Origin of the sequence: Dongia sp. (genome assembly GCF_041905885.1) — a bacterium.
GTDB lineage: Bacteria > Pseudomonadota > Alphaproteobacteria > Dongiales > Dongiaceae > Dongia.
Genome location: NZ_JAYRKD010000036.1, coordinates 19,039 through 43,734, shown reverse-complemented (window position 1 = coordinate 43,734; position 24,696 = coordinate 19,039). Strand labels below are relative to the sequence as shown.

The 24,696-nt window shown below is 65.2% G+C and carries 21 protein-coding genes and 1 tRNA gene; 16 read left to right on the top strand and 6 right to left on the bottom strand.

The features are described 5' to 3' along the window. Position 1 precedes the first annotated feature (1 nt). Entirely contained in the window at positions 2 to 1,090 is a 1,089-nt protein-coding gene (locus ACH2CY_RS25405; protein WP_395022643.1) for a questin oxidase family protein, read from the top strand. Here the strand turns inward: ACH2CY_RS25405 and ACH2CY_RS25400 are convergent. Beyond that, positions 1,044 to 2,204 carry an Mrp/NBP35 family ATP-binding protein gene (locus tag ACH2CY_RS25400; protein ID WP_395022641.1) on the bottom strand — a complete coding sequence of 387 codons (1,161 nt, stop codon included), beginning with the start codon at positions 2,202 to 2,204 and terminating at the stop codon, positions 1,044 to 1,046. The two genes, ACH2CY_RS25405 and ACH2CY_RS25400, sit on opposite strands and share 47 nt — an antisense overlap. 216 nt (positions 2,205 to 2,420) lie before the next feature. Between ACH2CY_RS25400 and hflK the strand changes: the two genes are divergently transcribed. From hflK to ACH2CY_RS25385, 3 genes are all read left to right on the top strand, one after another. Next, positions 2,421 to 3,623 carry an FtsH protease activity modulator HflK gene (gene hflK, locus ACH2CY_RS25395; RefSeq protein ID WP_395022640.1) on the top strand — a complete coding sequence of 401 codons (1,203 nt, stop codon included), beginning with the start codon at positions 2,421 to 2,423 and terminating at the stop codon, positions 3,621 to 3,623. Further along, a complete protein-coding gene (hflC, locus tag ACH2CY_RS25390) occupies positions 3,620 to 4,585 on the top strand; it encodes a protease modulator HflC (RefSeq protein WP_395022639.1) in 966 nt (321 codons plus the stop codon). Before hflK ends, hflC begins: the two co-directional genes overlap by 4 nt. A 164-nt stretch (positions 4,586 to 4,749) precedes the next feature. Continuing rightward, positions 4,750 to 6,192 (top strand): DegQ family serine endoprotease, encoded by a 1,443-nt coding sequence (locus ACH2CY_RS25385; RefSeq protein ID WP_395022637.1) that lies wholly within the window; start codon positions 4,750 to 4,752, stop codon positions 6,190 to 6,192. Positions 6,193 to 6,213: 21 nt separating this feature from the next. Here the strand turns inward: ACH2CY_RS25385 and ACH2CY_RS25380 are convergent, their stop codons facing one another. Further along, complete coding sequence (locus ACH2CY_RS25380) at positions 6,214 to 6,756, bottom strand: hypothetical protein (protein ID WP_395022636.1); 543 nt, start codon at positions 6,754 to 6,756, stop codon at positions 6,214 to 6,216. A gap of 125 nt (positions 6,757 to 6,881) precedes the next feature. Then, positions 6,882 to 7,793, bottom strand: a complete 912-nt coding sequence (gene serB, locus ACH2CY_RS25375) for a phosphoserine phosphatase SerB (protein ID WP_395022634.1) — start codon at positions 7,791 to 7,793, stop codon at positions 6,882 to 6,884. 28 nt (positions 7,794 to 7,821) lie between these two features. On the opposite strand from serB, the gene miaA reads away from it, so the two are divergent. The 12 genes from miaA to ACH2CY_RS25315 all read left to right on the top strand — a co-directional run bounded on the left by miaA (position 7,822) and on the right by ACH2CY_RS25315 (position 20,560). After that, positions 7,822 to 8,805 carry a tRNA (adenosine(37)-N6)-dimethylallyltransferase MiaA gene (miaA, locus tag ACH2CY_RS25370; protein ID WP_395022662.1) on the top strand — a complete coding sequence of 328 codons (984 nt, stop codon included), beginning with the start codon at positions 7,822 to 7,824 and terminating at the stop codon, positions 8,803 to 8,805. 110 nt (positions 8,806 to 8,915) lie between these two features. After that, positions 8,916 to 10,676, top strand: a complete 1,761-nt coding sequence (locus ACH2CY_RS25365) for an acetolactate synthase 3 large subunit (protein ID WP_395022633.1) — start codon at positions 8,916 to 8,918, stop codon at positions 10,674 to 10,676. 60 nt (positions 10,677 to 10,736) lie between these two features. Beyond that, positions 10,737 to 11,246 (top strand): acetolactate synthase small subunit, encoded by a 510-nt coding sequence (gene ilvN / locus ACH2CY_RS25360; RefSeq protein ID WP_395022632.1) that lies wholly within the window; start codon positions 10,737 to 10,739, stop codon positions 11,244 to 11,246. 56 nt (positions 11,247 to 11,302) lie between these two features. Continuing rightward, positions 11,303 to 12,322, top strand: a complete 1,020-nt coding sequence (gene ilvC / locus ACH2CY_RS25355) for a ketol-acid reductoisomerase (protein ID WP_395022631.1) — start codon at positions 11,303 to 11,305, stop codon at positions 12,320 to 12,322. A 172-nt stretch (positions 12,323 to 12,494) separates the two neighbouring features. Further along, on the top strand, positions 12,495 to 13,742 hold the full coding sequence (locus tag ACH2CY_RS25350; RefSeq protein ID WP_395022630.1) for a glycosyl hydrolase family 8: 1,248 nt from the start codon (positions 12,495 to 12,497) through the stop codon (positions 13,740 to 13,742). Between the two features lie 8 nt (positions 13,743 to 13,750). Beyond that, the gene (locus tag ACH2CY_RS25345; protein ID WP_395022628.1) at positions 13,751 to 14,317 is read left to right on the top strand and encodes a dimethylsulfonioproprionate lyase family protein; all 567 of its coding nucleotides are present in this window, start codon (positions 13,751 to 13,753) and stop codon (positions 14,315 to 14,317) included. Positions 14,318 to 14,668: 351 nt separating this feature from the next. Then, the gene (locus ACH2CY_RS25340; protein WP_379953501.1) at positions 14,669 to 15,712 is read left to right on the top strand and encodes a rod shape-determining protein; all 1,044 of its coding nucleotides are present in this window, start codon (positions 14,669 to 14,671) and stop codon (positions 15,710 to 15,712) included. 136 nt (positions 15,713 to 15,848) lie between these two features. Beyond that, positions 15,849 to 16,766 carry a rod shape-determining protein MreC gene (mreC, locus tag ACH2CY_RS25335; RefSeq protein WP_395022627.1) on the top strand — a complete coding sequence of 306 codons (918 nt, stop codon included), beginning with the start codon at positions 15,849 to 15,851 and terminating at the stop codon, positions 16,764 to 16,766. A 21-nt stretch (positions 16,767 to 16,787) separates the two neighbouring features. Beyond that, positions 16,788 to 17,318, top strand: coding sequence for a rod shape-determining protein MreD (gene mreD, locus ACH2CY_RS25330; protein ID WP_395022626.1), 531 nt, complete (start codon positions 16,788 to 16,790; stop codon positions 17,316 to 17,318). Then, positions 17,315 to 19,189 carry a penicillin-binding protein 2 gene (gene mrdA, locus ACH2CY_RS25325; protein WP_395022625.1) on the top strand — a complete coding sequence of 625 codons (1,875 nt, stop codon included), beginning with the start codon at positions 17,315 to 17,317 and terminating at the stop codon, positions 19,187 to 19,189. Before mreD ends, mrdA begins: the two co-directional genes overlap by 4 nt. Further along, complete coding sequence (rodA, locus tag ACH2CY_RS25320) at positions 19,189 to 20,361, top strand: rod shape-determining protein RodA (protein ID WP_395022624.1); 1,173 nt, start codon at positions 19,189 to 19,191, stop codon at positions 20,359 to 20,361. Before mrdA ends, rodA begins: the two co-directional genes overlap by 1 nt. Before the next feature lie 123 nt (positions 20,362 to 20,484). Next, positions 20,485 to 20,560: transfer RNA gene (locus tag ACH2CY_RS25315), tRNA-Lys, on the top strand. 71 nt (positions 20,561 to 20,631) lie between these two features. Here ACH2CY_RS25315 and ACH2CY_RS25310 read toward each other — a convergent pair. The 3 genes from ACH2CY_RS25310 to ACH2CY_RS25300 form a co-directional block, all read right to left on the bottom strand. Further along, entirely contained in the window at positions 20,632 to 21,810 is a 1,179-nt protein-coding gene (locus ACH2CY_RS25310) for a tyrosine-type recombinase/integrase (RefSeq protein ID WP_395022623.1), read from the bottom strand. Between the two features lie 595 nt (positions 21,811 to 22,405). Then, positions 22,406 to 23,953, bottom strand: a complete 1,548-nt coding sequence (locus ACH2CY_RS25305; protein WP_395022622.1) for a hypothetical protein — start codon at positions 23,951 to 23,953, stop codon at positions 22,406 to 22,408. A 96-nt stretch (positions 23,954 to 24,049) separates the two neighbouring features. Continuing rightward, on the bottom strand, positions 24,050 to 24,508 hold the full coding sequence (locus ACH2CY_RS25300; RefSeq protein ID WP_395022621.1) for a hypothetical protein: 459 nt from the start codon (positions 24,506 to 24,508) through the stop codon (positions 24,050 to 24,052). Between the last annotated feature and the right edge of the window lie 188 nt (positions 24,509 to 24,696).

Genomic DNA, 24,696 nt, shown 5'->3' with positions numbered 1-24,696 from the left:
CATGCTGCTCAAGACATTGCTCGCGAAGGCGCGGCATTACCACCCGAGCTATCAAGGCGGGCTCAGCAATCACTGCTCGATGACCCTGATCGCGCTCGAGCGCATGGGTGCAACGCCGGAGCGCGTGAAGAGCTACGCGTTCGCCTATCTGGCCAGGATGGAGCCGGTGGGGACGCCCGGCGACGGCATCAATGCCGAGAACTGGCGGGAGCGGCTCGGGGATGAATCCGCCTATCTCGACTATCTCGGCTTCTTTCGCCGCGAGATCGGGCGCCTCAATGCGCGGGCGGCCTTGCGCGCCTACCTGCCAGGGCTTGCGGCGGGGCTCGCCGCCGCGGCGTTTCATCCGATCATCCGCACCGCCTATGGCGTTATCGCCGATGATCCGGAGGAGATCGCCGTCGGGTTGGCCTACTGGGCCTCGCGATACCTGGCGCTGCCGGAGCGTCCAGACATGCCGGCCGAACTGCCGTTCGCGTCGAGCGACGACCCGCTGCAAGTCCTGCTGAAGACGCGCAGCTGGCCGGGGCTGGAGTTCGAGCCCGATGCCGACGCGCTGATCGACCGGGAGATGCTGCGGGCGGCCGACACGACGCTGTTTCCGCTGATTGCGGCGTCGCTGGAGGTCGATGACCTGACGCTCGAGCGGCTGCGGCAGACCGCGGCCCTGCTGTTCCTCGGCGCCGACGACTTCAACAGCCTGCATGCGGTGACGGGCCTGCATGCGGCCCGGATCCTCAGCGATTTCGCCATCGACCGCCGCGGCTTCGCGCGCGAGGTCTGGCGCGCGCTGCTGGCGCTCTACCTCTCGCTGGATCGGCCGGAGATACCGTCGGCCGCAGCGGCCGCGGAACGCATCGCCGCGGACCTGCCGGATTGGAATGCGATCCTGCCGGCGGCCGTCGCCAGCGAGGACGAGCATGCGATCAAGCTCGTCTTCTCCTGCCTCGCCGAGAGCCGCGCCGGCGGTGGGCGGCACTATCGCTATCTCGCGGCGCGCAAGGTCGGGCTGCTGAGCGAACAGCCGGCCTCGCCGCCGGCCCCTACTGAATTACAATCCGCGGCGCCGGACGCAGCGGCTGGTCATTGAGCTGGCGCCAGACCTGCTCGGCCACGGCGCGATAAGCGGCGCTGTGCGGCGAGTCCGGCTGCTTGGCCACGATCGGCGTGCCGGCATCCGAGGTCTCGCGGATCTGGATGTCGAGCGGGATCTCGCCGAGGAAGGGCGTCTGCATCTTGTCGGCTTCGGCCCGGGCGCCGCCATGGGCGAAGATGTCGCTGCGGCCGCCGCAATGCGGGCAGGTGAAGTAGCTCATGTTCTCGACGATGCCGAGCACCGGCACGTCGACCTTCCTGAACATGTTGAGCCCTTTGCGCGCGTCTATGAGCGCGATGTCCTGCGGCGTCGAGACGATCACGGCGCCGGACAGCGGCACCGATTGCGCCATGGTCAATTGCGCATCGCCGGTGCCGGGCGGAAGATCGCAAACCAGCACGTCGAGCGGACCCCAATCGACCTCGCGCAGCAGCTGTGTGATGGCGCTCATCACCATCGGGCCGCGCCAGATCATCGGCGTGTCCTCGGCGACGACGAAGCCCATCGACATCACCTTGAGGCCGAACTTCTGCATCGGGTTCAGCTTCTTCTCCGGCGTGGTGTCCGGCTTGCCGCTGATCCCGAGCAGGCGCGGGATCGACGGGCCATAAATGTCGGCGTCGAGCAGGCCCACCTTCAGGCCGAGACCGGAAAGGCCGAGGGCGAGGTTGACGGCGGTGGTGGATTTGCCGACGCCACCCTTGCCGCTGGCCACCGCGATGATGTGCTGGATACCGGCGACCGGCGTGCGGCCAGGGGCGCTGCGCTGCTGTGGCGCGCCCTGCGGATGATTATGCGTGTGGCCGTGGTCATGCCCATGATCGTGGCTGTGCGGCTGCGGTGCCGCCGCGCCGCCGCCGCGATGCGCGGTCAGGACCGCCGTGACCGAAAGCACGCCGGGAAGCTGTTCGACGGCCTTCTCGGCGGCCTTGCGCAGCGGCTCGAGCTTCGGGCCTTCGCGCGGGTCGACCTCGATCGAGAAGCCGACATTGCCGTTCTTCAGCACGAGGCCGGTCACCATGCCGCGCGCCACGATGTCACCGCCGCCATCGGGCGCCGGAACCGCGCGCAATGCGTCTCGAATCTGGGCTTCCGTCACCGAGGCCATCTTCTTCCCTATGCTTTCCAAACCTTGATCTTATTGGGCAGGATTCCCATATTTCGCGCCACAGACGACCCTTCGGGAGACCAGGGGCGAAACCGGGGCCGGCGCGTTGCGGCGGCTTCCGGGCTGTCATATAAGGCCTTGCCCCTGGGTTGCCTACCGAATTGGCGGCCGGGGCGGACCACCAACAAGAACAGCCGAGGCGGCGAGGGGTACTTCATGGCTTGGAACAATCAGGGCGGTCCTTGGGGCGGCGGTGGCAAGAGCCCCTGGGGTCGCGGTACCGGTCCCGTCGGCGGTGGCGGCGGCGGCAATCGTCCCCCTGATTTTGAAGAGATGCTGCGCCGCGGCCAGGACCGGATGAAGTCCGTCCTGCCGGGGGGATTCGGCTCCTGGCGCGGCCTCGGCCTGATTGCGGCGGGGGTGGTGGCGCTCTGGAGCGCGACCGGCTTCTACGTGGTCAATCCGGGCGAGGTCGGCGTCGAGACCGTGTTCGGCGTGTACAAGGGGCCGCCGGTCGAGCCGGGCCTGCACTGGAACTATCCGGTGCCGATCGGCCATGTCGAAACGCCCGACGTGCAGCAGCGCTTCCGCACCGAGATCGGCTTTCGCCAAGCCGCCACCACCAGCACCGAGGTGCAGGGCGAGAGTCTGATGCTGACCAAGGACGAGAACATCATCAAGATCGAGGCGGTCGTGCTCTGGCGCATCCGTCCGGAGCAGGTCCAGCAGTATCTGTTCGAGATCCAGGAGCCGGAAGACTCCGTCAAGAAGGCGGTCGAATCGGCGATCCGCGAGATCATCGGCCAATCCGAGTTCCAGGCCGCGACCACCGCCGACCGCGCCAAGATCGAGACCCAGGCGATGACCCTGGCGCAGAAGATGCTCGACAGCTATCACGCCGGAATCAACGTCGAGCAGGTCTCTCTGCAGGACGTCGGTGCGCCGCAGGAAGTGATCGACGCCTTCCTGGACGTGCAGCGCGCCAGCAACGACGCGACCAGCGCGGTGAACGACGCCCAGGCTTATCGCAACAAGGTGGTGCAGGGCGCCCAGGGCCAAGCGGTCCAGATGGTGCGGCAGGCCGAAGCTTACAAAGCCGAGAAGGTCGCCAACGCCCATGGCGAGGCGCAGCGGTTTCTTTCGGTCTATGAGCAGTACAAGCTCGATCCGAGCCTGACCGAGCGCCGGATCTATCTGGAATCGATGCAGAACATCTTCGGCGGCATGAACAAGGTGCTGATCGACCAGTCGGCCGGCGGCAACGGAGCGATCCCTTATCTGCCGCTGGATCAGTTGTTGAAAAAGGGCACCACATCGACGCCCGGCGGCGGATCGTCGTCCCTCGGCAACTCCCCTGCGGTCATGCCGCAACCTGATGCAAACCAGCAGTCGGCTGCGCCGGCGGGAGCGAGCCAGTGAGACACCGTATTCCAGTCATCGCCATCGCCGCGGTCATCCTCGCCGCGATCGGACTCTACGCGGCGGCCTTCACCGTGACGCTTCGGGAATCGGCTTTGGTCCTGCAGTTCGGCGAGCCCAAGCGCATCATCAAGGAGCCGGGTCTCTACTTCCGCCTGCCGATCGTCGAAAACGTGACCTATCTCGACAAGCGGGTGCGCAACTTCGACGTCGAGCCGCAGCTGCTGCTGACCCGGGAACAGAAGCGCGTCGTCATCTCCGCCTTCGTGCGCTACCAGATCACCGATCCGCTGAAGTTCTACCAGGTCGCCAAGACGACCATGAACGCCGAAGGCCAGATCGGCGCCGTGCTGATCTCGACCTTGCGCTCGGCGGTCGGCAACACGCCGATGACGGACATCCTGACGCCCAAGCGCGCCGAATTGATGTCGCTGATCACCCAGGAGCTGACCCGGCAGGCGGCGGCGCCCTACGGCATCCGCATCGTGGATGTCCGGTTCCAGCGCGTCGACCTGCCGCCGCAGAACAGCGAGGCGGTGTTCAACCAAATGCGCTCGCAGCGCGCGCAGGAAGCCGCCGGCATCCGCGCGGACGGCGCCCGGCGTGCCCTGGAAATCAAGGCGGAAGCCGACAAGGAGCGCGTGGTAACCCTGGCCGACGCGCAGCGCAAAGCGTCGATCACCCGCGGCGAGGGCGATGCCGAAGCAACCCGGATCTACAACGAGGCCTACAGCAGCGATCCGAAGTTCTTCGACTTCTACCGCTCGATGCAGGCGATGCAGCTCGGGCTGGGCGGCGAGAATACGACTTTCGTCGGGGCGCCCAGCGGCGACTTCTTCCGCTTCTTCGACCGGAACCCGGATACCCCGGCCGCGCCGCCCCCGGCAAAGCCGCAGGCGGCGCCGGGACTGCAGCCGGAACAGCCGGCCGAAGGCGCCGCTCCGGAATCGGGTAGCCAGTAAACGCCCGGAATCCCAGCGTATTCGCCACAATCCGGCCGCAATACCCCCGATAAAGTGACCCTGCGGGGTCATGGGGGAAATTGCCGCCGGGGCGGTGGCGTTGCTATGATCGGAAATGGCCGCGGGGCTGCCCGGCGGCGTGTTCGACTTCACGAAGGAGCGTTGTGTTGAAGCTGTTGCGATCGGTGGTCCTGGCCGCGCTGCTGGCGGCGGGTTTGAGCGGCGGTCTGATCGGGACGGCCGCAGCGCGCGGCGTGCCGGATGGCTTCGCCGATCTCGCGGAGAAATCCCTGCCGGCGGTGGTCAACATCTCGACCACCCAGACCCTGAGCGCCGACAACCAGGGCCAGGACCTCGACGAGCTGTTCCGCCAGTTCCTCGACCGCCAGCAGGGCGGCGAGGCGCCCAAGCCGCGGCGCGCGACCTCGCTCGGCTCCGGCTTCATCATCGACGCGACCGGCTTCGTCGTCACCAACAACCACGTGATCGAGAATGCCGACGAGATCACGGTCATCACCCACGACAACGAGGAGTTCAAGGCGAAGCTGATCGGCACCGACGAGAAGACCGATCTCGCCTTGTTGAAGATCGAGGCCGGCAAGCCGCTGCCCTTCGTCAACTGGGGCAATTCGGACGACATGCGCATCGGCGACTGGGTGCTGGCGATCGGCAATCCTTTCGGCCTCGGCGGCTCGGTGACCGCGGGCATCGTCTCGGCGCGCCAGCGCGACATCGGCCAGGGCTCCTATGATGATTTCCTGCAGACCGACGCCTCGATCAACCGCGGCAATTCCGGCGGCCCGATGTTCGACATGGACGGCGAGGTCGTGGGCATCAACTCGGCGATCTACTCGCCCTCCGGCGGCTCGGTCGGCATCGGTTTCGCGATCCCGTCCAATCTCGCCAAGCCGATCATCGACCAGATCCGCGAGTTCGGTCATGCCCGCCGCGGCTGGATCGGTGTGCGCATCCAGTCGGTCAGCCCCGACCTCGCCGAAGGCCTGAAGCTGCCGGGTGCCAAGGGCGCGCTGGTCGCCAGCGTGACGCCAGGCGGCCCGGCCGAAGCCGCGGGCATCAAGCAGGGCGACGTGGTGCTGAAGTTCGACGGCCGCGACGTGACCGAGATGCGCGGCCTGCCGCGCATCGTCGCCGAGACCCAGGTCCAGAAGACGGTCGACGTCGTGGTCTGGCGCAAGGGCAAGGAAGTCAACCTCAGCGCCAAGGTCGGCGAGTATCCGGAGAACGAGGACCAGGCCAGCGTCGAGCCGGCCAGCCAGCAACCGGCGCCGGAAGACGAAGGCAGCAAGATCGAGAGCCTCGGCATCGATCTCGCGTCCCTGGACCAGAAGGGCCGGGACAAGTACGGCCTCGGCGGCGACGCCGAAGGCGTGCTGGTGACCGATGTCGCCCAGGACGGTCCGGCGGCGGAGAAGGACCTGCGGCCCGGCGACGTGATCGTCGAGGTCGACCAGAAGGCGGTCAAATCCCCCGGCGACGTGCGCGAGCGGGTGAAGGCGGCGCAGGACAACGGCTACCGCGTGGTGACGCTGCTGGTGAACCGCAAGGGCGACTTCCAGTGGGTCGCGGTCAAGATCGGCAAGAGCTAAGGGTCGCTCAGGCCAAGCGAATTAGGGCAGGGTGAAGCTGCGCGTCTCGAACGCGCAAGCTTCGCAGCTCTTCACCTTCACCGTAAACGCGTTGTCGCCGCTCCAGGTGAAGGACTCGCGGTCGATCTGCCAATTGGCGTTCTCCGACGGATCGGGATAGCTGGCAGTCGAGCCGCTGGCGGTATCCACGATATAGAGCCATTGAGCGCCTTCGCTCTGGCTGAACAGCGCGACGCGGCGCTGCTGCGGGCTCCAGCGGATCCAGTGCTCCGGACCGTATTTGCCGGCGACCACGTTCTGCAGGATGCCGGTGGTCGGGTTCATCAATCGCACCGCCCAGCAGAGGCTGTTCGGGTCGGCGGTTTCGCAGGCCTGGATGATGCGCAGGCCGCTCTGCGGCGCCGGCGGGAAGAGGATGAGCCGCTTGGGCGGGATCTCGACCTGCCCCGTCGCATCCTGTTGATAGCTCGCGATGACCGGCGGGTAATGGCGTTCCCCGGCGGTCACGCTGCCATCGGTGCCGAGGCTGATGCCGCAAGCCGGTGTCGCGGGCGTGACGACCACGAAATCCGTGTCGCAGGGCTCGAGCGGCTGGGCGCCAGCGCTTGCCTGTGGCGGCGACGGTTCCGGAGATGGCGTTTGATTGCAGGCGGTTAGCAGGATTGCGAAAGCGACAGCGATGCCTTGCTTCATGAGTCCTCGGCCGGGGAAACAAATTCCTCGGCCAGATAACCCTGGAAGAAGAGAAGAGTTCGAAGGTCGCTGTGATTGACCTGGGCGCGGACCTGCTGGCGCAGCAGCGGCTTGCCGTAATAGGCGACGCCGAGGCCGGCGGCCAGCAGCATCGGCAGGTCGTTGGCGCCGTCGCCGACCGTGACGGCATCGGCCGGGGTCAGGCCGCGCTCGGCGCTCAAGGTCTGCAGCGCGTTCAATTTGCCGTCCTTGTCGAGGATCGGGCCCTGCAGCTCGCCGGTCAGCCGGCCCTCGGCCATCGCGAGGTCGTTGGCGAGATCGAGCTCGAACCCGGTGCGGGCCGCGACCTTGGCGGTGAAATACTTGAAGCCGCCGGAGACCAGCGCGGTGAAGGCGCCGTTCGCCCGCATCGTGTGCACCAGGGTCGCGGCACCCGGCATCAGCGTGAGGTTCGCGGCGGTCTTTGCCAGAGCGGCTTCCGGCAGATCGGCCAGCATGGCGACCCGCTCGACCAGTGCCTGGGCAAAGTCGATCTCGCCGCGCATCGCCCGCCGGGTGATCTCGGCGATCACGTCCTTCAGGCCGGCTTCGGCGGCGAGCTCGTCCAGGGTCTCGGCGGTGACGATGGTGGAATCCATGTCGGCGATCAGCAGGCGCTTGCGGCGGTTCTCGACCGGCTGCGCGTGGAAATCGACCGGCAGATCGGCTAGCGTCGCCCGCGCAATCTCATGGGCGCGGTCATCGGCCAGCTGCGCGAAGGGCAGGTCGCAGGCGCGGTCGTTCGGCGCCAGCCAGTTGATTTCGCCGGTGGCGGCGCCGGCATCGCGCAGGGCCGCGCCGAGCGTTTCGAGGAGCTTGGGCGCGAGCCTCGCGCGCTCCCCGGCGACAAGTGTCAGGATATGGGTCATGGGGATTCCCGAAATCGTGGGCGGGACTATGGGGAAGCGAGACGCGACCGACAAGCTGAAAGCGATCGTCATCGCCGGCGCCACGGCCAGCGGCAAGTCGGCCCTGGCGCTCGATCTCGCCGCCGATCTCGGCGGCATCGTCATCAACGCGGATTCGATGCAGATCTATCGCGACCTGCCGATCCTGACCGCGCAGCCCGATGCCGCCTCGATGGCCGCCGTGCCGCATCGGCTCTATGGGATCCTGCCGCTGGACGATCCGGCGACGGCGGCGCGCTGGGCGGAGTTGGCGGCTGCCGAAATCCAGGTGGCGTGGGGCGCGGGGCGCGTGCCCTTTCTGGTCGGCGGGACCGGGCTCTATCTGCGGGCATTGCTCGAAGGCTTTGCACCGATCCCCGAGATCGACCCCGTGCATCGCAGCGAAGCGCAGGCGCTGCTGGCGGAGCTCGGCGCCGAGGGCTTGCATGCGCGGCTGGCGGCGCGCGATCCGGAGACTGCGGGGAAGCTCCGGCCGAGCGACAGCCAGCGGCTGATGCGGGCCTGGGAGGTCCTCGCCGCGACCGGAAAGCCGCTCGCCTGGTGGCAGCGGCAGCCGAGCAACCCGCCGCTCGCGGTCGAGGCGCTCTCCTTCGTGACGGCGCCGGCGCGCGACCAGCTCTACGCCGCCTGCGACGACCGGCTGATCACCATGGTGGCGAAGGGCGCCCTCGACGAGGTGGCGGCGGCGCGCAGGTCGTATCCGGATGCCGACCAGGAGCAGGCCGGTTTCAAGGCTTTGGGCTTCCGGGAACTGGCCCGGCACCTGGACGGCGCATGGAGCCTGGAGGAGGCGGTCGCGGCAGCGCAGCAGGCGACCCGAAACTATGCCAAACGGCAGGGGACCTGGTTCCGCCGGCAGCTGGCTGGAGCAATTTTCTTAGCTCCAGACCGGGAAGCTATGAAATTTTCGCAAAGTTACCTTGCGCCCTTACGTTATAAAATTCGCGATTTCCTGTTGACCCACCAAAACTGAGCCACTACGGTGCCGCGCCCTGGCCCGAAAAAAGGGCTGGCGGCGATGCGTGGGGCATGCAGTATTCCCCGGTTGTTTCAAAGGGTTAAAACCCCTTCTAGGAGTGGATCATGGCGGTCGAACCGATCACTGGAGCGGAAATCATTGTCAAAGCGCTGATCGATCAGGGCGTTGATGTCATTTTCGGCTATCCCGGCGGCGCCGTCCTTCCGCTCTATGACGCGCTGTTCAAGCAGAACCGGATCAAGCACATCCTGGTCCGCCACGAGCAGGCGGCGGTGCATGCCGCCGAGGGCTATGCGCGCTCGACCGGCAAGGTCGGCTGCGTGCTGGTGACCTCGGGTCCCGGCGCCACCAATGCGGTGACCGGCCTCACCGACGCGCTCATGGATTCGATTCCGATCGTCTGTCTCACCGGCCAGGTGCCGACGCATCTGATCGGCAACGACGCCTTCCAGGAAGCGGATACCACCGGCATCACCCGGCCCTGCACCAAGCACAATTACCTGGTGAAATCGATCGAGGAGCTGTCGCGCAAGGTCCACGAGGCTTTCCACGTCGCCAAGAGCGGCCGTCCCGGCCCGGTGGTGATCGACCTGCCGAAGGACGTGCAGCAGGCGAAGTACGAATACGTCAACCACGCCGGCCAGAAGCACCGCAGCTACAACCCGCCGGTCCGTCCCGACCGCGCCCAGGTCGAGAAGGCGGTCGAGGCGATCGCTCACGCAAAACGCCCGCTGTTCTACATCGGCGGCGGCTGCATCAATTCCGGTGTGCAGGCTTGCGCGGTCTTGACCGACTTCATCCGCATGACCGGCTTTCCCTGCACCCAGACGCTGATGGGGTTGGGCGCCTTCCCGGGCTCCGATCCGCTGTCCTTGGGCATGGTCGGCATGCACGGCATGTACGAGAGCAATCTCGCGATGCACGACTGCGACGTGATGATCAACATCGGCGCGCGCTTCGACGACCGCGTGACCGGCAAGCTCGCGGCCTTCTCGCCGGGCTCGAAGAAGATCCACGTCGATATCGATCCCTCCTCGATCAACAAGAACATCCGGGTCGATATCCCGGTGGTCGGCGATGTCGGCCATGTGGTCGAAGAGATGATGCGGATCTGGAAAGCCCGGCAGATCAAGGTCGATGCGAAAGCGCTCGCGGCCTGGTGGGACCAGATCAACAAGTGGCGCGCGCGCGATTGCCTGAAGTACCGGGCGTCGGACCAGGTGATCAAGCCGCAATACGCGCTGCAGCGTCTCTATGCCGCGATCAAGGACAAGGACTTCTACATCACCACCGAAGTCGGCCAGCACCAGATGTGGGCGGCGCAGTTTCTGAAGTTCGAGCAGCCGAACCACTGGATGACCTCCGGCGGCCTCGGCACCATGGGCTATGGCCTGCCGGCGGCTTATGGCGTGCAGGTGGCGCATCCGGAATCGCTGGTGATCGACGTCGCCGGCGAGGCCTCGATCATGATGAACATCCAGGAGATGTCCACCGTGGTGCAGTACCGCCTGCCGGTGAAGATCTTCATCCTCAACAACAAGTGGATGGGGATGGTGCGCCAGTGGCAGGAGCTGCTGCATGGCGGCCGCTATTCCGAGAGCTACAGCGACGCGCTGCCGGATTTCGTGAAGCTGGCCGATGCCTTCGGCGCCACCGGCCTGCGCGCGGAGAAGGTCGGCGACCTCGACGGTGTCATCGCCAAGATGCTGGCGACGCCGGGACCGGTCATCGTCGATGTCGCGGTCGACGAGCGCGAGAACTGCTTCCCGATGATCCCGTCCGGCGCGGCGCATAACGAGATGCTGCTGGGGCCGGAAGACCAGACCGCGAAGCCGATCTCGGAAGAAGGCATGGTGCTGGTGTAGCCCGGGGGATAGACCATGTCGGAACGCAGCAGCGCAAAGAGCGGGACGGAGTTTTTGGCCGTGAGCAAGGGCGACGAATCGGAACGGCACACGATCTCGGTGCTGGTGGACAACGAGGCCGGTGTGCTGGCCCGGGTCATCGGCCTGTTCTCGGGCCGCGGCTACAACATCGAGAGCCTGACCGTCGCCGAGACCGATGTCTCCAAGCATCTCTCGCGAATCACCGTCGTCACCTCCGGCACGCCGATGATCATCGAGCAGATCAAGAACCAGCTGCGCCGCCTGGTGCCGGTGCACAAGGTCACCGACCTCACCGTCGAAGGGCCGTCGCTCGAGCGCGAGATGGCGCTGGTGAAGGTGCAGGGGACCGGCGAGAAGCGAGTCGAATCCATGCGGATCGCCGACATCTTCCGCGCCCATGTGGTCGATGCGACGATCGAATCCTTCGTCTTCGAGATGACCGGATCGACCGAGAAAGTGAATGCCTTCATCAATCTGATGCAGCCGCTCGGGCTGATCGACGTGTCGCGCACCGGCGTGGTCGCGATCGCCCGCGGTCCTGAGGCGTAGAGCCAAAGCTTAGAAGCCCCCAACTCCCATTTCGTTTGCAAAGAGGAAGTTTCGAGATGCGTGTCTATTACGATCGTGATGCCGATGTGAACCTGATCAAGGGAAAGAAGGTCGTCGTTGTCGGCTACGGCAGCCAGGGCCATGCGCATTCCCTCAACCTGAAGGACAGCGGGGTCAAGGAAGTCCGCGTGGCGCTCCGCCCGGGCTCGGCCTCGCAGAAGAAGGCGGAAGCCGCCGGCCTCACCGTGATGACCCCGGCGGAAGCGGCGAAGTGGGCCGATCTGGTCATGATCCTCACCCCGGACGAGCTGCAGGCCGATCTCTATCGCAACGAGCTCGCGGCCAACATGAAGCAGGGCGCGGCGCTCGCCTTCGCGCACGGCCTCAACATCCACTTCAAGCTGATCGAGCCGCGCCCGGACCTCGACATCGTCATGATCGCGCCGAAGGGCCCGGGCCACACCGTGCGCTCCGAGTATTCGCGCGGCGGCGGCGTGCCCTGCCTGGTGGCGGTGCATCAGAACCCGAGCGGCAACGCCCTGGAGCTGGCGCTCTCCTATGCGAGTGCGATTGGTGGAGGCCGTTCCGGCATCATCGAGACCAACTTCCGCGAGGAATGCGAGACCGATCTGTTCGGCGAGCAGGTCGTGCTCTGCGGCGGTTTGACCGCCCTGATCCAGGCCGGCTACGAGACCCTGGTCGAGGCGGGCTACGCGCCGGAGATGGCCTATTTCGAATGCCTGCACGAGGTGAAGCTGATCGTCGATCTCATCTATGAGGGCGGCATCGCCAACATGCGCTACTCGATCTCCAACACCGCGGAATACGGCGACTATACCCGCGGCCCGAGGATCGTCACCGAGGAGACCAAGAAGGAGATGAAGCGCGTGCTGGACGACATCCAGTCCGGCCGCTTCGCCCGCGACTGGGTGCTGGAGTGCCAGGCCGGCCAGCCGAGCTTCAAGGCGATGCGCCGCCGCTCCGCCGAGCATTCGATCGAGCAGGTCGGCGAGAAGCTGCGCGGCATGATGCCGTGGATCGCCAAGAACAAGCTGGTCGACAAGACCAAGAATTGATCGCTTGAGGGAGGCCGCTGGATCTTCCACCAGGCAAGCGATGGAAGCGTCACGGCTGCAACAGGCCCCCCTCCCGACCTCCCCCCTGAAGGGGGGAGGGGACTTCGAGCGCGATCGCGCCGCATCGCCTTTCTTCTCCTTCCCCCTTCAGGGGGAAGGCCGGGATGGGGGCATGCGGCGTTCTTGCTTTTTCAGGATCGTGCTCGGCATCGCGGCGGCCGCGTTTTTCCTTTGCGGCGCGGCACTGGCCGATCCGCCCAGCCGCCCCTTCGCCTCCTCGCATGTGCCGTTTCCGCGCGGCACCCTCAGGCCGACCCAGAGCACCGACCAGCTCGACCAGGCCGTCGCCGCTTTCTACGACAGCTGGAAAGAGAACTATGTGATTCCCGGCTGCGGCGCGGGCCAGCTGCGCATCCGCGCCGACGCGGCGGAGGGCAAGGCGGTGACGGTCTCCGAGGGCCAGGGCTACGGCATGGTGATCGTCGCCCTGATGGCGGGCCATGATCCGGAAGCACAGCCGGTCTTCGACCAGCTGCTGCACTATGTCCGCCGGCATCCGAGCAGCTACAACAAGTGGCTGATGGCCTGGGCCCAAAGCGAGACCTGCCAGGACATCATGGGCCGGGATTCGGCCACCGACGGCGATCTCGACATCGCCTATGCCCTGCTGCTGGCGGATGTGCAGTGGGGCTCGCGGGGCGCGGTCGACTACCGCGCGGAGGCGGAGCGGACCCTGGAGGCGATCGTGAAGCACACGGTCGATCCCGCCACGCATCTCACCTTGCTCGGCGACTGGGTGGCGCCGGACGGCGACTATGCCAAGGCCACGCGGTCCTCGGACTGGATGGTCGATCACTTCCGGGCCTTCGCGACGGTCAATCCCGACGACTGGCTGCCGACCATCGATGCCCATCTCGACCTCGCGACGCATATGCAGGTGACCTACGCGCCGCTGACCGGGCTGCTGCCGGATTTCATCACCGGCACCACCGATGCGCCGGAGCCGGCGCCGCCCAAGTTCCTGGAAGCGCCGACCGACGGCGACTATGCCTGGAATGCCTGCCGCACGCCCTGGCGGCTCGGGGTCGATGCGCTGGTCAGCGGCGACCGGCGCTCGATCGATGCGGTCCGGCGCATGACCGCATGGATCCGGAAGGCGACCGGCGACGATCCCACCGCCATCGCCGAGAGCTACAAGCTCGACGGCACGGTGATCGATCCCTCGTTCAGCCAGGCCTTCATGGCGCCCTTCGCCGTCGCCGCGATGAGCGTGCCGGCCGAGGTTCCCGGCGCCCAGGAATGGGTGGATGCGCTCTGGGCCCGGATGGTCGCGACGCCGCCCGAGGGCTATTACCCCGACAGCATCAAGCTGCAGGTCATGCTCGCCATGGCCGGGCATTGGTGGTCGCCGGTGCGGTAGAGATCGCCATGGCTTCACGCGACAAGAAACTTCAGGCCGTGCTCGACCTGCTGTGCCGATCGGTCGCAGCCGATGCCGCGCGCTCGGCAGATACCGCGCGCGTGCTGGAGCGCGTCGAGGCGCGGCTGGGCAGCATGCCCGAGGCGGAGCCGGCGCCGCAGCCGGTGCGGTTCCCGATCTGCGATCTGCTCGACGAAGCGCTGGTCCTGTCGACGCCGCTCAACGCCGCCGTGCGGGAGATCGCGGCTGATTTGACCTGGTATCGCCGTCCGGGCGGCGACGAGCGGTTTCAGCAGAGCCATGCCAACACCATGCTGGTCGGTCCGAACGGGCTGGAGCCGCGCGAGGATCTTTGGATTGGCGCCACGCTTCTAGCGCCGCACACCGACTATCCGGTCCATCATCACCCGCCGGAGGAGATCTATCTGGTCCTCTCCGAGGGTGACTGGTGGCGGGAGGGCACCGGCTGGTTCACGCCGGGCATCGGCGGCACGCTCTACAACCAGCCCAACGTCCGGCATGCCATGCGCTCGCATGCCCGTCCGCTCTTCGCCCTATGGGCCCTGCCGGTCTGAAAAAGCGCCCGCCTGGGAATCCTTTTTGGGAATACGGGCGGAGGCTTCGAAACGATCTATTAATTCGCTTGTGGCCCTATGGGGGCGGCGGTAAAAGTCTCGCGGCCGGCGCGGCTTATGAGGTTTGCAGACTCGGTCTGGAATCTCGGCGCGCGCAGCCGCTAAGGCGTGACAAATCCAAGTTAATTACCGCGTATTTCCGGGTCGGCGAGGCCGCCGAGTCGGGGGCAATTCCAGCGGTTTTCCGGCAAGGTCGAGTCAGCCTGAAAATTGCCATTTTGGCCCGCTATCGCGCTGCTCCTGACAATCGATTCAGGCGACGCGGTCGGGCGTAACGGGTGCGGGTTCTCAATGTTGACCAGACTGCTCGGCATGATGTCTTCCGATATGGCCATCGACCTCGGGACCGCGAATACGCTGGTCTATGTGAAGGGTCGCGGCATCGTGCTGAACGAGCCTTCCGTGGTGGCGATCGCCGATACCCGCGGCAAGAAGCATGTGCTGGCGGTCGGCGACGAGGCGAAGATGATGCTGGGCCGTACCCCCGGCAACATCCAGGCGATCCGACCCTTGCGGGATGGTGTCATCGCCGATTTCGAGGTCGCCGAGGAGATGATCAAGCACTTCATCACCAAGGTCTATAACCGCCGCCCGATCTTCGCGAAGCCCCAGATCATCGTCTGCGTGCCGTCAGGTTCGACGGCCGTCGAGCGCCGCGCCATCCAGGAATCCGCGGAATCCGCGGGCGCCAGCAAGGTTTACCTGATCGAGGAGCCGATGGCCGCGGCGATCGGCGCCGGCCTGCCGGTGACCGAGCCGACCGGCTCCATGGTGGTCGATATCGGCGGCGGCACCACCGAAGTCGCGGTCCTGAGCCTCGGCGGCATCGTCTATTCCCGCTCTGTTCGCGTCGGCGGCGACAAGATGGACGAGGCGATCATCGCCTATATCCGCAGGAATCATAACCTGCTGGTCGGCGAAGGCTCGTCGGAGCGCATCAAGAAGGAAATCGGCTCGGCCTGCCCGCCGGAAGACGGCGACGGCCGCGTCATGGAGATCAAGGGCCGCGATCTGATGAACGGCGTGCCGAAGGAGCTGGTGATCACCGAGCGCCAGGTCGCCGAAGCCCTGGCCGAGCCGGTCGGCGCCATCATCGAGGCGGTGAAGGTGGCCCTGGAGCACACCGCGCCGGAGCTGGCGGCCGATATCGTCGATAAGGGCATCGTGCTGACCGGCGGCGGCTCGCTGCTCGCCAACCTGGATTACGTGCTGCGGCATGCGACCGGCCTGCCGGTTTCGATCGCCGACGACGCGCTCAGCTGCGTCGCTCTGGGCACCGGGCGGTGCCTCGAGGACATCAAGGCGCACCGCCATGTCCTCATCAATATGTACTAACCCGGATTCACTTCGTTAACCACTTTCTGCGATACTGCCTTAGCTTTTCGTTGCGGGCCGCACACGACTTGTGAAAATATGGCCTAAGCGACGGAAATAGTTGGGTTCAGCGGTTGCCCGCGTAAGGAGGGCATACGTGAAACAGCGTGTCGGATCTGTGAGCGTTGCGGTTGCGGCACGCAATTGGACTCAAAGGTTCGCTTTTGTTCTCCTGATCCTCCTGTCCTTCGGCATCATGCTGGTCGGCAAGGCCGACACTGTCGTCGTCTCGCGCGCTCGCACCCTGCTCATCGATCTGATCGCTCCCGTGATGGAGGCCGCGTCGCGGCCGATCGCCAGCGCCAAGGAAGCGGCAGGCACGGTGCAGGAGCTGGTCGCGCTGAAGCAGGAAAACGCCCGCCTCGCGCAAGAGAACCAGACGCTGCTCGAGTGGCAGTCGATCGGCCGCGAGCTGCAGAGCCAGAACGCCGCGTTGCGCGATCTTCTGAAATTCACCCCCGACCCGCGCGCGAGCTACGTGACCGCCCCGGTCATCGCCGATGCGTCTTCAAGCTATGTGCGCTCGCTGATCGTGCTCGCCGGGCAGAATGACGGCGTCGTCAAGGGCCAGGCCGCGATCACCGGCGCCGGTCTCGTCGGACGCGTGCTCGAGGTCGGCAAGCGCGCCTCGCGCGTGCTGCTGCTGACCGATATCAGCGCCCGCGTGCCGGTTGTGGTCGAGCGCACGCGCGACCAGGCGGTGTTGTCGGGCAACAACTCCGATAGTCCCGAGCTGCAATACTTGCCGCGCGACGTCGACATCAAGGTCGGCGACCGCATCGTCACCTCGGGTGTCGGCGGCAACTTCCCGGTCGGCCTGCCGGTGGGCGAAGTGATGCGCGTCGCCGACGGCCATATCCTGGTCCAGCTTTATGCGCAGCTCGACCGGATGGAATACATCCGGCTGGTCGATTACAGCCTGCCCGGCATTCTGATGCAGGATCTCGGCATCGATACGTCGCAGGCGACGGACGTGACTTCGCCTGCTCTGGGCAAGTTGCCCCGCGCGCAATAGCCGCTTTGCGGCTTACTTGAGATGGCGCTCAGGCCCACCGTAGGACAGCAGATCGATGTTGCATTGCGCCGCTCGATACCGGTGGCGCTGGCGGTGCTGTTGCTGTTTCTGGGACTGCTGCCCTGGAACACGCATGGCCTCGGCCCGATGAACGCCAACCTGGTGCTGATTCCGATCTACTACTGGACCCTCTACCGGCCGCGGCTGATGACGGTCTGGGCGGTGGCGGCGATCGGGCTGCTCAGCGATTTCCTTCTCGGCACCTTGCTCGGGGTCAACATGCTGACCTTCCTGGTCGGCTATCGCGTTGCCCTGGCCCAGCGCAAGATCTTCGCCAGCGCGCCCTTCATCATCGTCTGGGCCGGATTCCTGCTGATGTCCGGCGTGGCCGGACTGGTGCAGTGGCTGCTGGCTACGATCGTGCGCGAGCAGATCGACTTCAACCTTCGTCCGGCGCTGTTCCTCTACATGATCGGCGCCGTCGCCTATCCGCCCTGCGCTTATGTTTTCGCCTGGATCCAGCGCCGTTCGCTGGTCAGAGTGGCGCAATGAGGAAGCTTCCCAACCGGACCCAGTCCCGCGTCTTCAACCGACGTGCCGCGCTGATGGGTCTCGGCCAGGCCGGACTGACCCTGACGCTGGCCGGGCGGCTCTATTACCTGCAGGTGCTGCAGGCCGACAAATACAAGCTGCTGGCGGACGAGAACCGCATCAATCTCCGCCTGCTGCCGCCGTCGCGCGGCCTGATCTACGATCGCTTCGGGCTGCCGCTCGCCGACAACTACCCGAACTACCGGGCGATGCTGGTGGCCGAGCAGACCACCGATCTCGAGCGCACGCTGGATGATTTCGCCGAGCTGGTGCCGATCACCGAGCGCGAGCGCGCCAAGATCAAGAAGGAGCTCTCGCGCAACCGGCCGTTCGCGCCGATCCCGGTCAAGGAGGACCTCGACTGGGAGCAGGTCAGCCGCGTCGAGATCAACCTGCCCGACCTGCCCGGCATCAGCATCGAGGTCGACCAGAAGCGCGTCTATCCCTTCGGCGGCATCGCCGCGCATCTCTTGGGCTATGTCTCGGCGCCGAACGAGAAGGATATCGAGGACGACAAGGACCCGCTGCTCTCGCTGCCCGGCATCCGGATCGGCAAGAACGGGCTGGAGCGGCAGTATGAATCGCCGCTGCGCGGCCAGGCCGGCCAGAGCGAGCTCGAGGTCAACTCGGTCGGCCGCGTCATCCGCGAGCTGGCGCGCGAGGAAGGCACCCCCGGCAAGGACCTGGTCACCAGCCTCGACATCGGCCTGCAGCAGTTCGTGCAGCAGCGGCTCTCCGCGGAATTTTCCGGCGCCGCGGTTATCATGGACATCTACAACGGCGACATCCTCGCCATGGCCTCGACGCCGACCTATGATCCCTCGGCCTTCTATCGCGGCCTCTCGCCGGCGGAATGGCAGCAGCTGACTTCGGACGAGTATCGGCCGCTGACCAACAAGGCGATCGCCGGCCAGTTCGCGCCGGGCTCGACCTTCAAGATCGCGACCACGATCGCCGCCCAGCAGGTCGGCGTGAGCCCGGCCTTCAACGTGTTCTGCCCGGGCTACTACACGCTCGGCAACATGCGCGTCCATTGCTGGAAGAAGGAAGGCCACGGCCGTGTCGACATGCCCGGGGCGATCCAGCATTCCTGCGACGTATTCTTCTACGAGCTCGCGCGCACCATCGGCATCGATGTGATCGCGGTGGCGGCGAAGGAGCTGGGCCTTGGCGACGTCGCCGGCCTCGATCTTCCCGGCGAGAAGCCAGGCGTGATCCCGAACCGCGCCTGGAAGAAGGCGGTGCTCGGCCAGACCTGGCATCCGGGCGAGACGCTGATCAACGCGATCGGCCAGGGCTTCGTGCTGGCGACGCCGTTGCAGCTCTGCGTGATGACCGCGCGGGTGGCCAACGGCGGCTATGCGGTGAAGCCGCATCTCTTCAAGGCCAACGAACCCGCAAAGGCCGACGGGCCGAGCCCCTATCCCAAGCTCAACCTGCAACAGAGCTGGCTCGACGTCGTGAAGGACGGCATGGACCGGGTCTGCAACGCCCAGCGCGGCACCGCCTATACCTCGCGGATCACCATCCCCGGCATGGAGATGGCGGGGAAGACCGGCAGCGCCCAGGTCCGCCGCATCACCATGGCCGAACGCGCGGTCGGCGTGCGCAAGAACGAGGACACTCCCTGGCGCCAGCGCGATCATGCGCTGTTCGTCGCCTTCGCGCCGGTGCATGAGCCGCGCTATGCCTGTGCCGTCGTGATCGAGCATGGCGGCGGCGGCGCGCGCTACGCCGGACCGATCGCCCGCGACATACTGATCGAGTGCCAGCGCCGCGATCCGGCCCGCCGCAACCCGAACAACGAGGGCGGAAGGCGGGAGATGCCATAATGGGGGGATTGGGTCCGCAACTCGGCGTCTCGGCCCGCAACCGGATGACTTGGCGCGACAAGGTCGCGCAGATCAGCTGGCCGATGATCTTCCTGATCGGCTGCATCGCCTCGATCGGCTTCGCCATGCTCTATTCGGCGGCGCAATTGAGCGCGGATCCCTGGATGGATCGTCAGATGGCGCGCTTCGCGGTCGGCCTGGCGATGATGTTCGCGGTCGCCATGGTCGATCTCAAGATCCTGATGCGCCTGGTCTATCCGCTCTACCTGGTTTCGGTCCTGCTGCTGGTCTGGGTGGATTTCGCCGGCGAGATCGGCATGGGCGCGCAGCGCTGGATCGATCTCGGCGTGGTGCAGCTGCAGCCTTCCGAGGTCATGAAGATCACCCTGGTCATGACCCTGGCGCGCTATTTCCATGGCCTGAGCTATGAGGATATCGGGCGGCCGCTCTCGCTGGTCTTGCCGACGATCCTGGTGCTGCTGCCGGCGGCCCTGGTGTTGAAGCAGCCCGATCTCGGCACCGCCGGCATGCTGATGATGGTGGCGGCGGCGATGTTCGTCGTGGTCGGCGTGCGCTGGTGGAAATTCGCGCTGGTCCTCGCCATGGGAGTCGGTGTCGCCTATTACGCCTGGACCTCGCCCTATATTCTCCGCGACTACCAGAAGGCCCGGATCATGACCTTCATGGATCCGGAGAGCGACCTCCAGGGCACCGGCTATCACATCACCCAGTCGAAGATCGCCCTGGGCTCCGGCGGCGTCTGGGGCAAGGGCTACGGGCAGGGCACGCAGAGCCACCTCGATTTCCTGCCCGAGCGGCAGACCGACTTCATCTTCACCATGTATGCCGAGGAGTTCGGCATGGTCGGCGGCCTGGTGCTGCTCGGCCTCTTCGTGCTGCTGGTGGCCTATGGCGTGGTGATCGCGGTCCGCTGCAAGAGCCAGTTCGGGCGGCTGCTGGCCTATGGGTTGTCGTTCAATCTGTTCTGCTATTTCTTCATCAACACCGCGATGGTGATGGGCCTGATCCCGGTGGTCGGCGTCCCCTTGCCGCTGATTTCCTACGGCGGCACCGTGATGATGACGGTCATGATCGGCTTCGGGCTGGTCCTCTCGGTCAACATCCACCGCGACCAGCGGATCGGCCGCCGCCTGGGCAACGAGGACGCCTAGAGAGATTCGCCCAACTATCTGGGATTGTTGGCGAATTGGGCTATCGACAAAGCCGGATGCCTTTGCTATATCCCGCCCCGGCCGCGCCAGTTTGCGCGGCCTTGATCTTTCCGGATCTGGTCCGGGCGCATAGCTCAGTTGGTAGAGCAGCTGACTCTTAATCAGCGGGTCGTAGGTTCGAGTCCTACTGCGCCCACCATCCCAAAATCCAGGATTTACGCGGCTTTCAGACGGTTCCAAGGACGTTACTGGTACGTCGGTTTTACAGTCTTACAGGCTCGGTTTTACAGGTTCGGTCGCCGTCTGTTCTGCGGTGCCTGCGGTCGCGGCATTGAGAGCGCCGATGGCGAGCTTCGCCTTGCGCTTCTGCTCGGTGTAGTACGCGACCATCTCAGCCGTATCGTGGCCCGTGATGGAGGCAATCACGTCCCAACTCAGCCCAAGCTCAAACAGGCGCGTAGCAGCGGCAAGACGGAGGCCGTGCGGGGTGACGCCGCCGATCTTAGCGCCGACGACGAGACCGGGCACTTTCTTCGAGGCATCGTTGATCTTGTGACTGAAGGTCCCGTCGGTGAAGGCTTTACCTTTCTCGCCGGTGAGGATCATCTTCTTCACGTCGATATGGATTGGCAGCGGCCTTTTCCGGTTGAGCCGGTCTTGAATCCACGCCTGCTGTCTTGCAGCCCATGCATTAAGTGCCACGCGCAGGTCATTCGAGATAGGGACCCAGACTCGGCCGCCGCCGGTGCTTTTGCGTTTGCCCCTGATCCTCTTTCGCTTTCCACCAAGTTTCAGTTGCTTCACTGCGATCGTACCGTCCTTGATGTGAATGTGCTCCATCGCCGCACAATCACCGCCGCGTTGCCCTGTGTTCAAAGCAAGCTCGAAAGCTGTTCGCTCGAGCGTTCCCAGTGACCAGCGGGCGCGGTACGCCGCGATCTCGTCTTCGTCCCACGGACGATGGCCCTCTCCAGTATCCAGGAGTTCAACGCCTTGCGCGGGATTGTGAGTGATCCAGCCCTTCTCCTTCGCTCGCTTCATGAGGATGCTCATGACCTGAATGTAACCATTGGCCGTCCGCGGCGTGTCCTGATACTTGTCGCGGAGCGCCACAACGAACGGCATCGGCATGGTGGAGACCGCCAGGTCGCCATAGTCTCGCTCGAGAGTACTCAAGTAGCGCAGGTAGCTCTTCTTGGTTTTAACCGCCCTGTCGAGATACTTCTTCGTTGTCTTGTAGTCTGTGATCAACGCCTTGAGGCTGCCGGGCTTAGTCGCAGGTTGCTGGCTAAGCTTCTCGAAGGTTGCGTGAATCCGCTGATAGTCGGCAAAGAATTCGGCCGAACCAAGCTCTCCGGCGATCCGCAGACGCTGTCCGTCGCGTCGGTAGTAGGTGTAGGTCCTACCCTTCGCCTTCGGTTGCCAAATGTAGTCGAGCTTAATTCGCATGAATAGCCGCCATCCATTCATCGCCGGAGTTATCGTTGTTCGCCGTATTACACGCTGGGAGTCCACAGATCTGATCGATCACCGCATCGAGCGTTTTGCGTCGCCACCTAATCATGGAGGTGTCGAACACGCGTTTGCCTTGCGGGATTTTTCCAGTGTTCACCAGTCCTCGGAAACTGCTCACAGACATTGAGAGATATCGCGCAGATAACTCGTCGCACATGAGCCCAGGCCACTGATCCGGGATGCGGTCTCTTTTCGCCATAGTTCTATTCGTCCAACAAACTCGATGCTCATGCTATGGATATAGTTTCCAAACGTAGTCGCCGCCGCTCGGGCGGCACTTCTGCCCCGTCGCGCAGGCGAGGGACGGTGTCAGAAGAGCGCGATTTCGTGCGTCTTGGCATGGCCCTGGGTTCGTGTCCTCGTCATCCGACATAGTCTGCTCCGGTGTTTGGTCCGGCTATGTCTATTGGGTCGTGGACGATGGAAACGGCCTGAGAAGCTGCGAGTTTATTTATCGGTACTTCGGTCTCGACGATCCAATATCGAAGTGTTTACCTGTAGAACCCTGACCAGGCGCGCCGAACGTGCCTCAATCTGCCGGGTACCCCAGCATGCTCGGCAACTCCGAGAAGAGGCGACGAACGGCCGGAACTCCGAACAGAGCGCCGACGGGGGTCGAGCTCCGCTCGAGAACGCCGAGCTCCTCGAGGTCGCTCAGGAGGAGTCGTCCATTCTTCTCGTCCTTGATGGTCTCGATGAAGATGCATCCCAGCAGCTCTTCGGCGCGCTCCCACGCGTCCTCAGGAGAAGCCTCCGGACCGAGGCAATCCGGATGCCGAAGCGCCTCGGCCAGACGCGGACGCTCGGGCACGACGAGCTCGATCATCCGGTCACCGATGGTGATCGCGTCACCCAGGATCTTGAACATGGCTTCGAGAAACCGATGCGACTGCCCCGACGACAGGGCTTCGCGAAGGCTCGCGGTGTAGAGATCGTAGTTGCATTCGATTGCTGCCTCCCAGGGCAGAATCGGCCAGCCGCTGCGATGCAGGTCGAGCCCGAACAGGAGCCGTCCAACGCGACCGTTCCCCGCTTGCAACAGCGAAAGATCGCAGAACTTGAGATGTGAGAGCACCGCGCGGACAAAATGGTCCACGCCCAGCCAGCGTCCCATATCGTTGTCCGCAAGCCAAAGCTCCGCCGCATCCGGCAGCGCCTCTACGGGCATAGAGCTCGGTACGGGAAGCCGTTCCCGCAGCGCGGAGCTGTCGTCATCCAACCAGCACTGGATCCGCCACCTCGGAATCGTCCGCTGACGCCGCGCCGCCGGCTGGATCTCATCATGGATCGCAACTAGCTGCTGAACCCGCTCCAAAGGCCGATAGTAGATGGTGTAGGGATCGTAAAGATGCAGAGCACCGCAGGTCGCACCCGCGAGCTGGGTGGCGCCATCGATACAGCTGCGCAATGACCCGCGGCGGCTCTCCGTCTTGAGCCGGGCGACGTGGTCACGGCGACCGTCGCTCCGCGCGTCAAGCCTGAGGCGAAGTCCGAGCTCGGCCTGGCAGGAGAGGGAGGCGATCAGCATCTCGCAGTCGGCGGCAGCAAGGCGCGATCGGTAGCTTTCTAGCTTGCTTGCAAGGTTCGCCAGCTCGGACGCGTGGGCAACGCTCAGCCACTGGCCCTGCAGGAGCAGCTTGGGGTGCCAAGGACTGAATGATTGCGCCGCGACGATCGGCCGGAGGCCGTTCGCCGGCCCGGATCTGGCGGCCGCGAGATGGGCCCCGAGCTCACAACGATCGTGCGCGGTCAAGTCATCCGAGTCTTCGATCACGACCTGGAGCCGGTCGATCAGGGCTGCGACGGCGTCATGGCCGAGCGGTCGCGGCCAGGTCCATTGCGCTACATCGACATCGTCTGGCGCAATGATGAGAGCGACGACCTGGGGGTCTCCGCTGGGCCGGGACGTCAGACCGACCGAGCGGCAATCCGTCGTGAAGACGAAGACTTCGTTGCCGGAATCGCCGATGAAGGTCATTTCCAGTTCAGGGGAGCGGATTGCCATCGCGATATTCCAGTGTGCGCGGTGGAAGGCGATGAAGAGTTCGTTGGGGAGGGCGATGATCTGGCTTGCCATCTGCGTTCTTTCCAGGAGAGGGCGACCGCATCGTTGGTCGCTCGGAGGGAGCCGCGGTCGCGGGCGTTCACGGTGGGACGCCCGCGGCCGCGGGTCTTAAGCCGCCGCCTGGCGGCCGATCAGTTCCAGGTCACAGCTCTCGACGCGGCCGGAGGCGATGACCAGAACGAGAAGCTTCCGCTCATTGCCTTCCTCGACGCGCAGAACGACGCCGGCAAGGACATGACGACCGGTCTTGATCTTGAGGCGCGCCAGACGATCGGTAAGCTGACGGGCGAGAATCCGCCGCAGCTCCTTGGGATCGGTCAGCAGATCGCGGTCCGGCCAAGCCAGCGCTCGAAGCGGCTCCGTGATGCGCGAGACCTCGGACGACGGCAGGGTGTTGGGGCCGACCTGGTAGACGGCGAACTCGTCCATCGACTCGGCCATCTGGGCCAAGTCCTCGGCGTCGATCCTGGTGCAGGGGACGACGTGCGGGTCCCAGTCCCAGTCCTTCACGTAGGTACGATGGCTGGACAGTGGTCTCTTGGGTCGCTTCGCGGAAAGTACTGTCATCTGATGAATGCCTGCTCTTGAGGGCGCGGCAGCAGAGAACTTTGGTCTCTGGCTTTCCGACCTCGGCCTTTTCCTGGCCTCGACCGCCACCGCGCACGAAGCTGCGGTGGCGATCGATGGCATTGACCTCGATTGGGGTTCGCACGCTCTGCCCGAGTCAGGCGATGACGATGGGTTTGCGGGAGACC

What these genes read in the sequence shown, in the direction of transcription:
- hflK (WP_395022640.1), top strand. Translation starts at nt 2,421, where the DNA reads ATGGCTTGGAACAATCAGGGCGGTCCTTGGGGCGGCGGTGGCAAGAGC.
- ACH2CY_RS25340 (WP_379953501.1), top strand. Translation starts at nt 14,669, where the DNA reads ATGTTGACCAGACTGCTCGGCATGATGTCTTCCGATATGGCCATCGAC.
- ACH2CY_RS25350 (WP_395022630.1), top strand. Translation starts at nt 12,495, where the DNA reads ATGCGGCGTTCTTGCTTTTTCAGGATCGTGCTCGGCATCGCGGCGGCC.
- rodA (WP_395022624.1), top strand. Translation starts at nt 19,189, where the DNA reads ATGGGGGGATTGGGTCCGCAACTCGGCGTCTCGGCCCGCAACCGGATG.
- mreD (WP_395022626.1), top strand. Translation starts at nt 16,788, where the DNA reads ATGGCGCTCAGGCCCACCGTAGGACAGCAGATCGATGTTGCATTGCGC.
- ACH2CY_RS25310 (WP_395022623.1), bottom strand. Translation starts at nt 21,810, where the DNA reads ATGCGAATTAAGCTCGACTACATTTGGCAACCGAAGGCGAAGGGTAGG.
- ilvC (WP_395022631.1), top strand. Translation starts at nt 11,303, where the DNA reads ATGCGTGTCTATTACGATCGTGATGCCGATGTGAACCTGATCAAGGGA.
- ACH2CY_RS25305 (WP_395022622.1), bottom strand. Translation starts at nt 23,953, where the DNA reads ATGGCAAGCCAGATCATCGCCCTCCCCAACGAACTCTTCATCGCCTTC.
- ACH2CY_RS25400 (WP_395022641.1), bottom strand. Translation starts at nt 2,204, where the DNA reads ATGGCCTCGGTGACGGAAGCCCAGATTCGAGACGCATTGCGCGCGGTT.
- ACH2CY_RS25300 (WP_395022621.1), bottom strand. Translation starts at nt 24,508, where the DNA reads ATGACAGTACTTTCCGCGAAGCGACCCAAGAGACCACTGTCCAGCCAT.
- ACH2CY_RS25405 (WP_395022643.1), top strand. Translation starts at nt 2, where the DNA reads ATGCTGCTCAAGACATTGCTCGCGAAGGCGCGGCATTACCACCCGAGC.
- mrdA (WP_395022625.1), top strand. Translation starts at nt 17,315, where the DNA reads ATGAGGAAGCTTCCCAACCGGACCCAGTCCCGCGTCTTCAACCGACGT.
- serB (WP_395022634.1), bottom strand. Translation starts at nt 7,793, where the DNA reads ATGACCCATATCCTGACACTTGTCGCCGGGGAGCGCGCGAGGCTCGCG.
- ACH2CY_RS25345 (WP_395022628.1), top strand. Translation starts at nt 13,751, where the DNA reads ATGGCTTCACGCGACAAGAAACTTCAGGCCGTGCTCGACCTGCTGTGC.
- miaA (WP_395022662.1), top strand. Translation starts at nt 7,822, where the DNA reads ATGGGGAAGCGAGACGCGACCGACAAGCTGAAAGCGATCGTCATCGCC.
- ACH2CY_RS25365 (WP_395022633.1), top strand. Translation starts at nt 8,916, where the DNA reads ATGGCGGTCGAACCGATCACTGGAGCGGAAATCATTGTCAAAGCGCTG.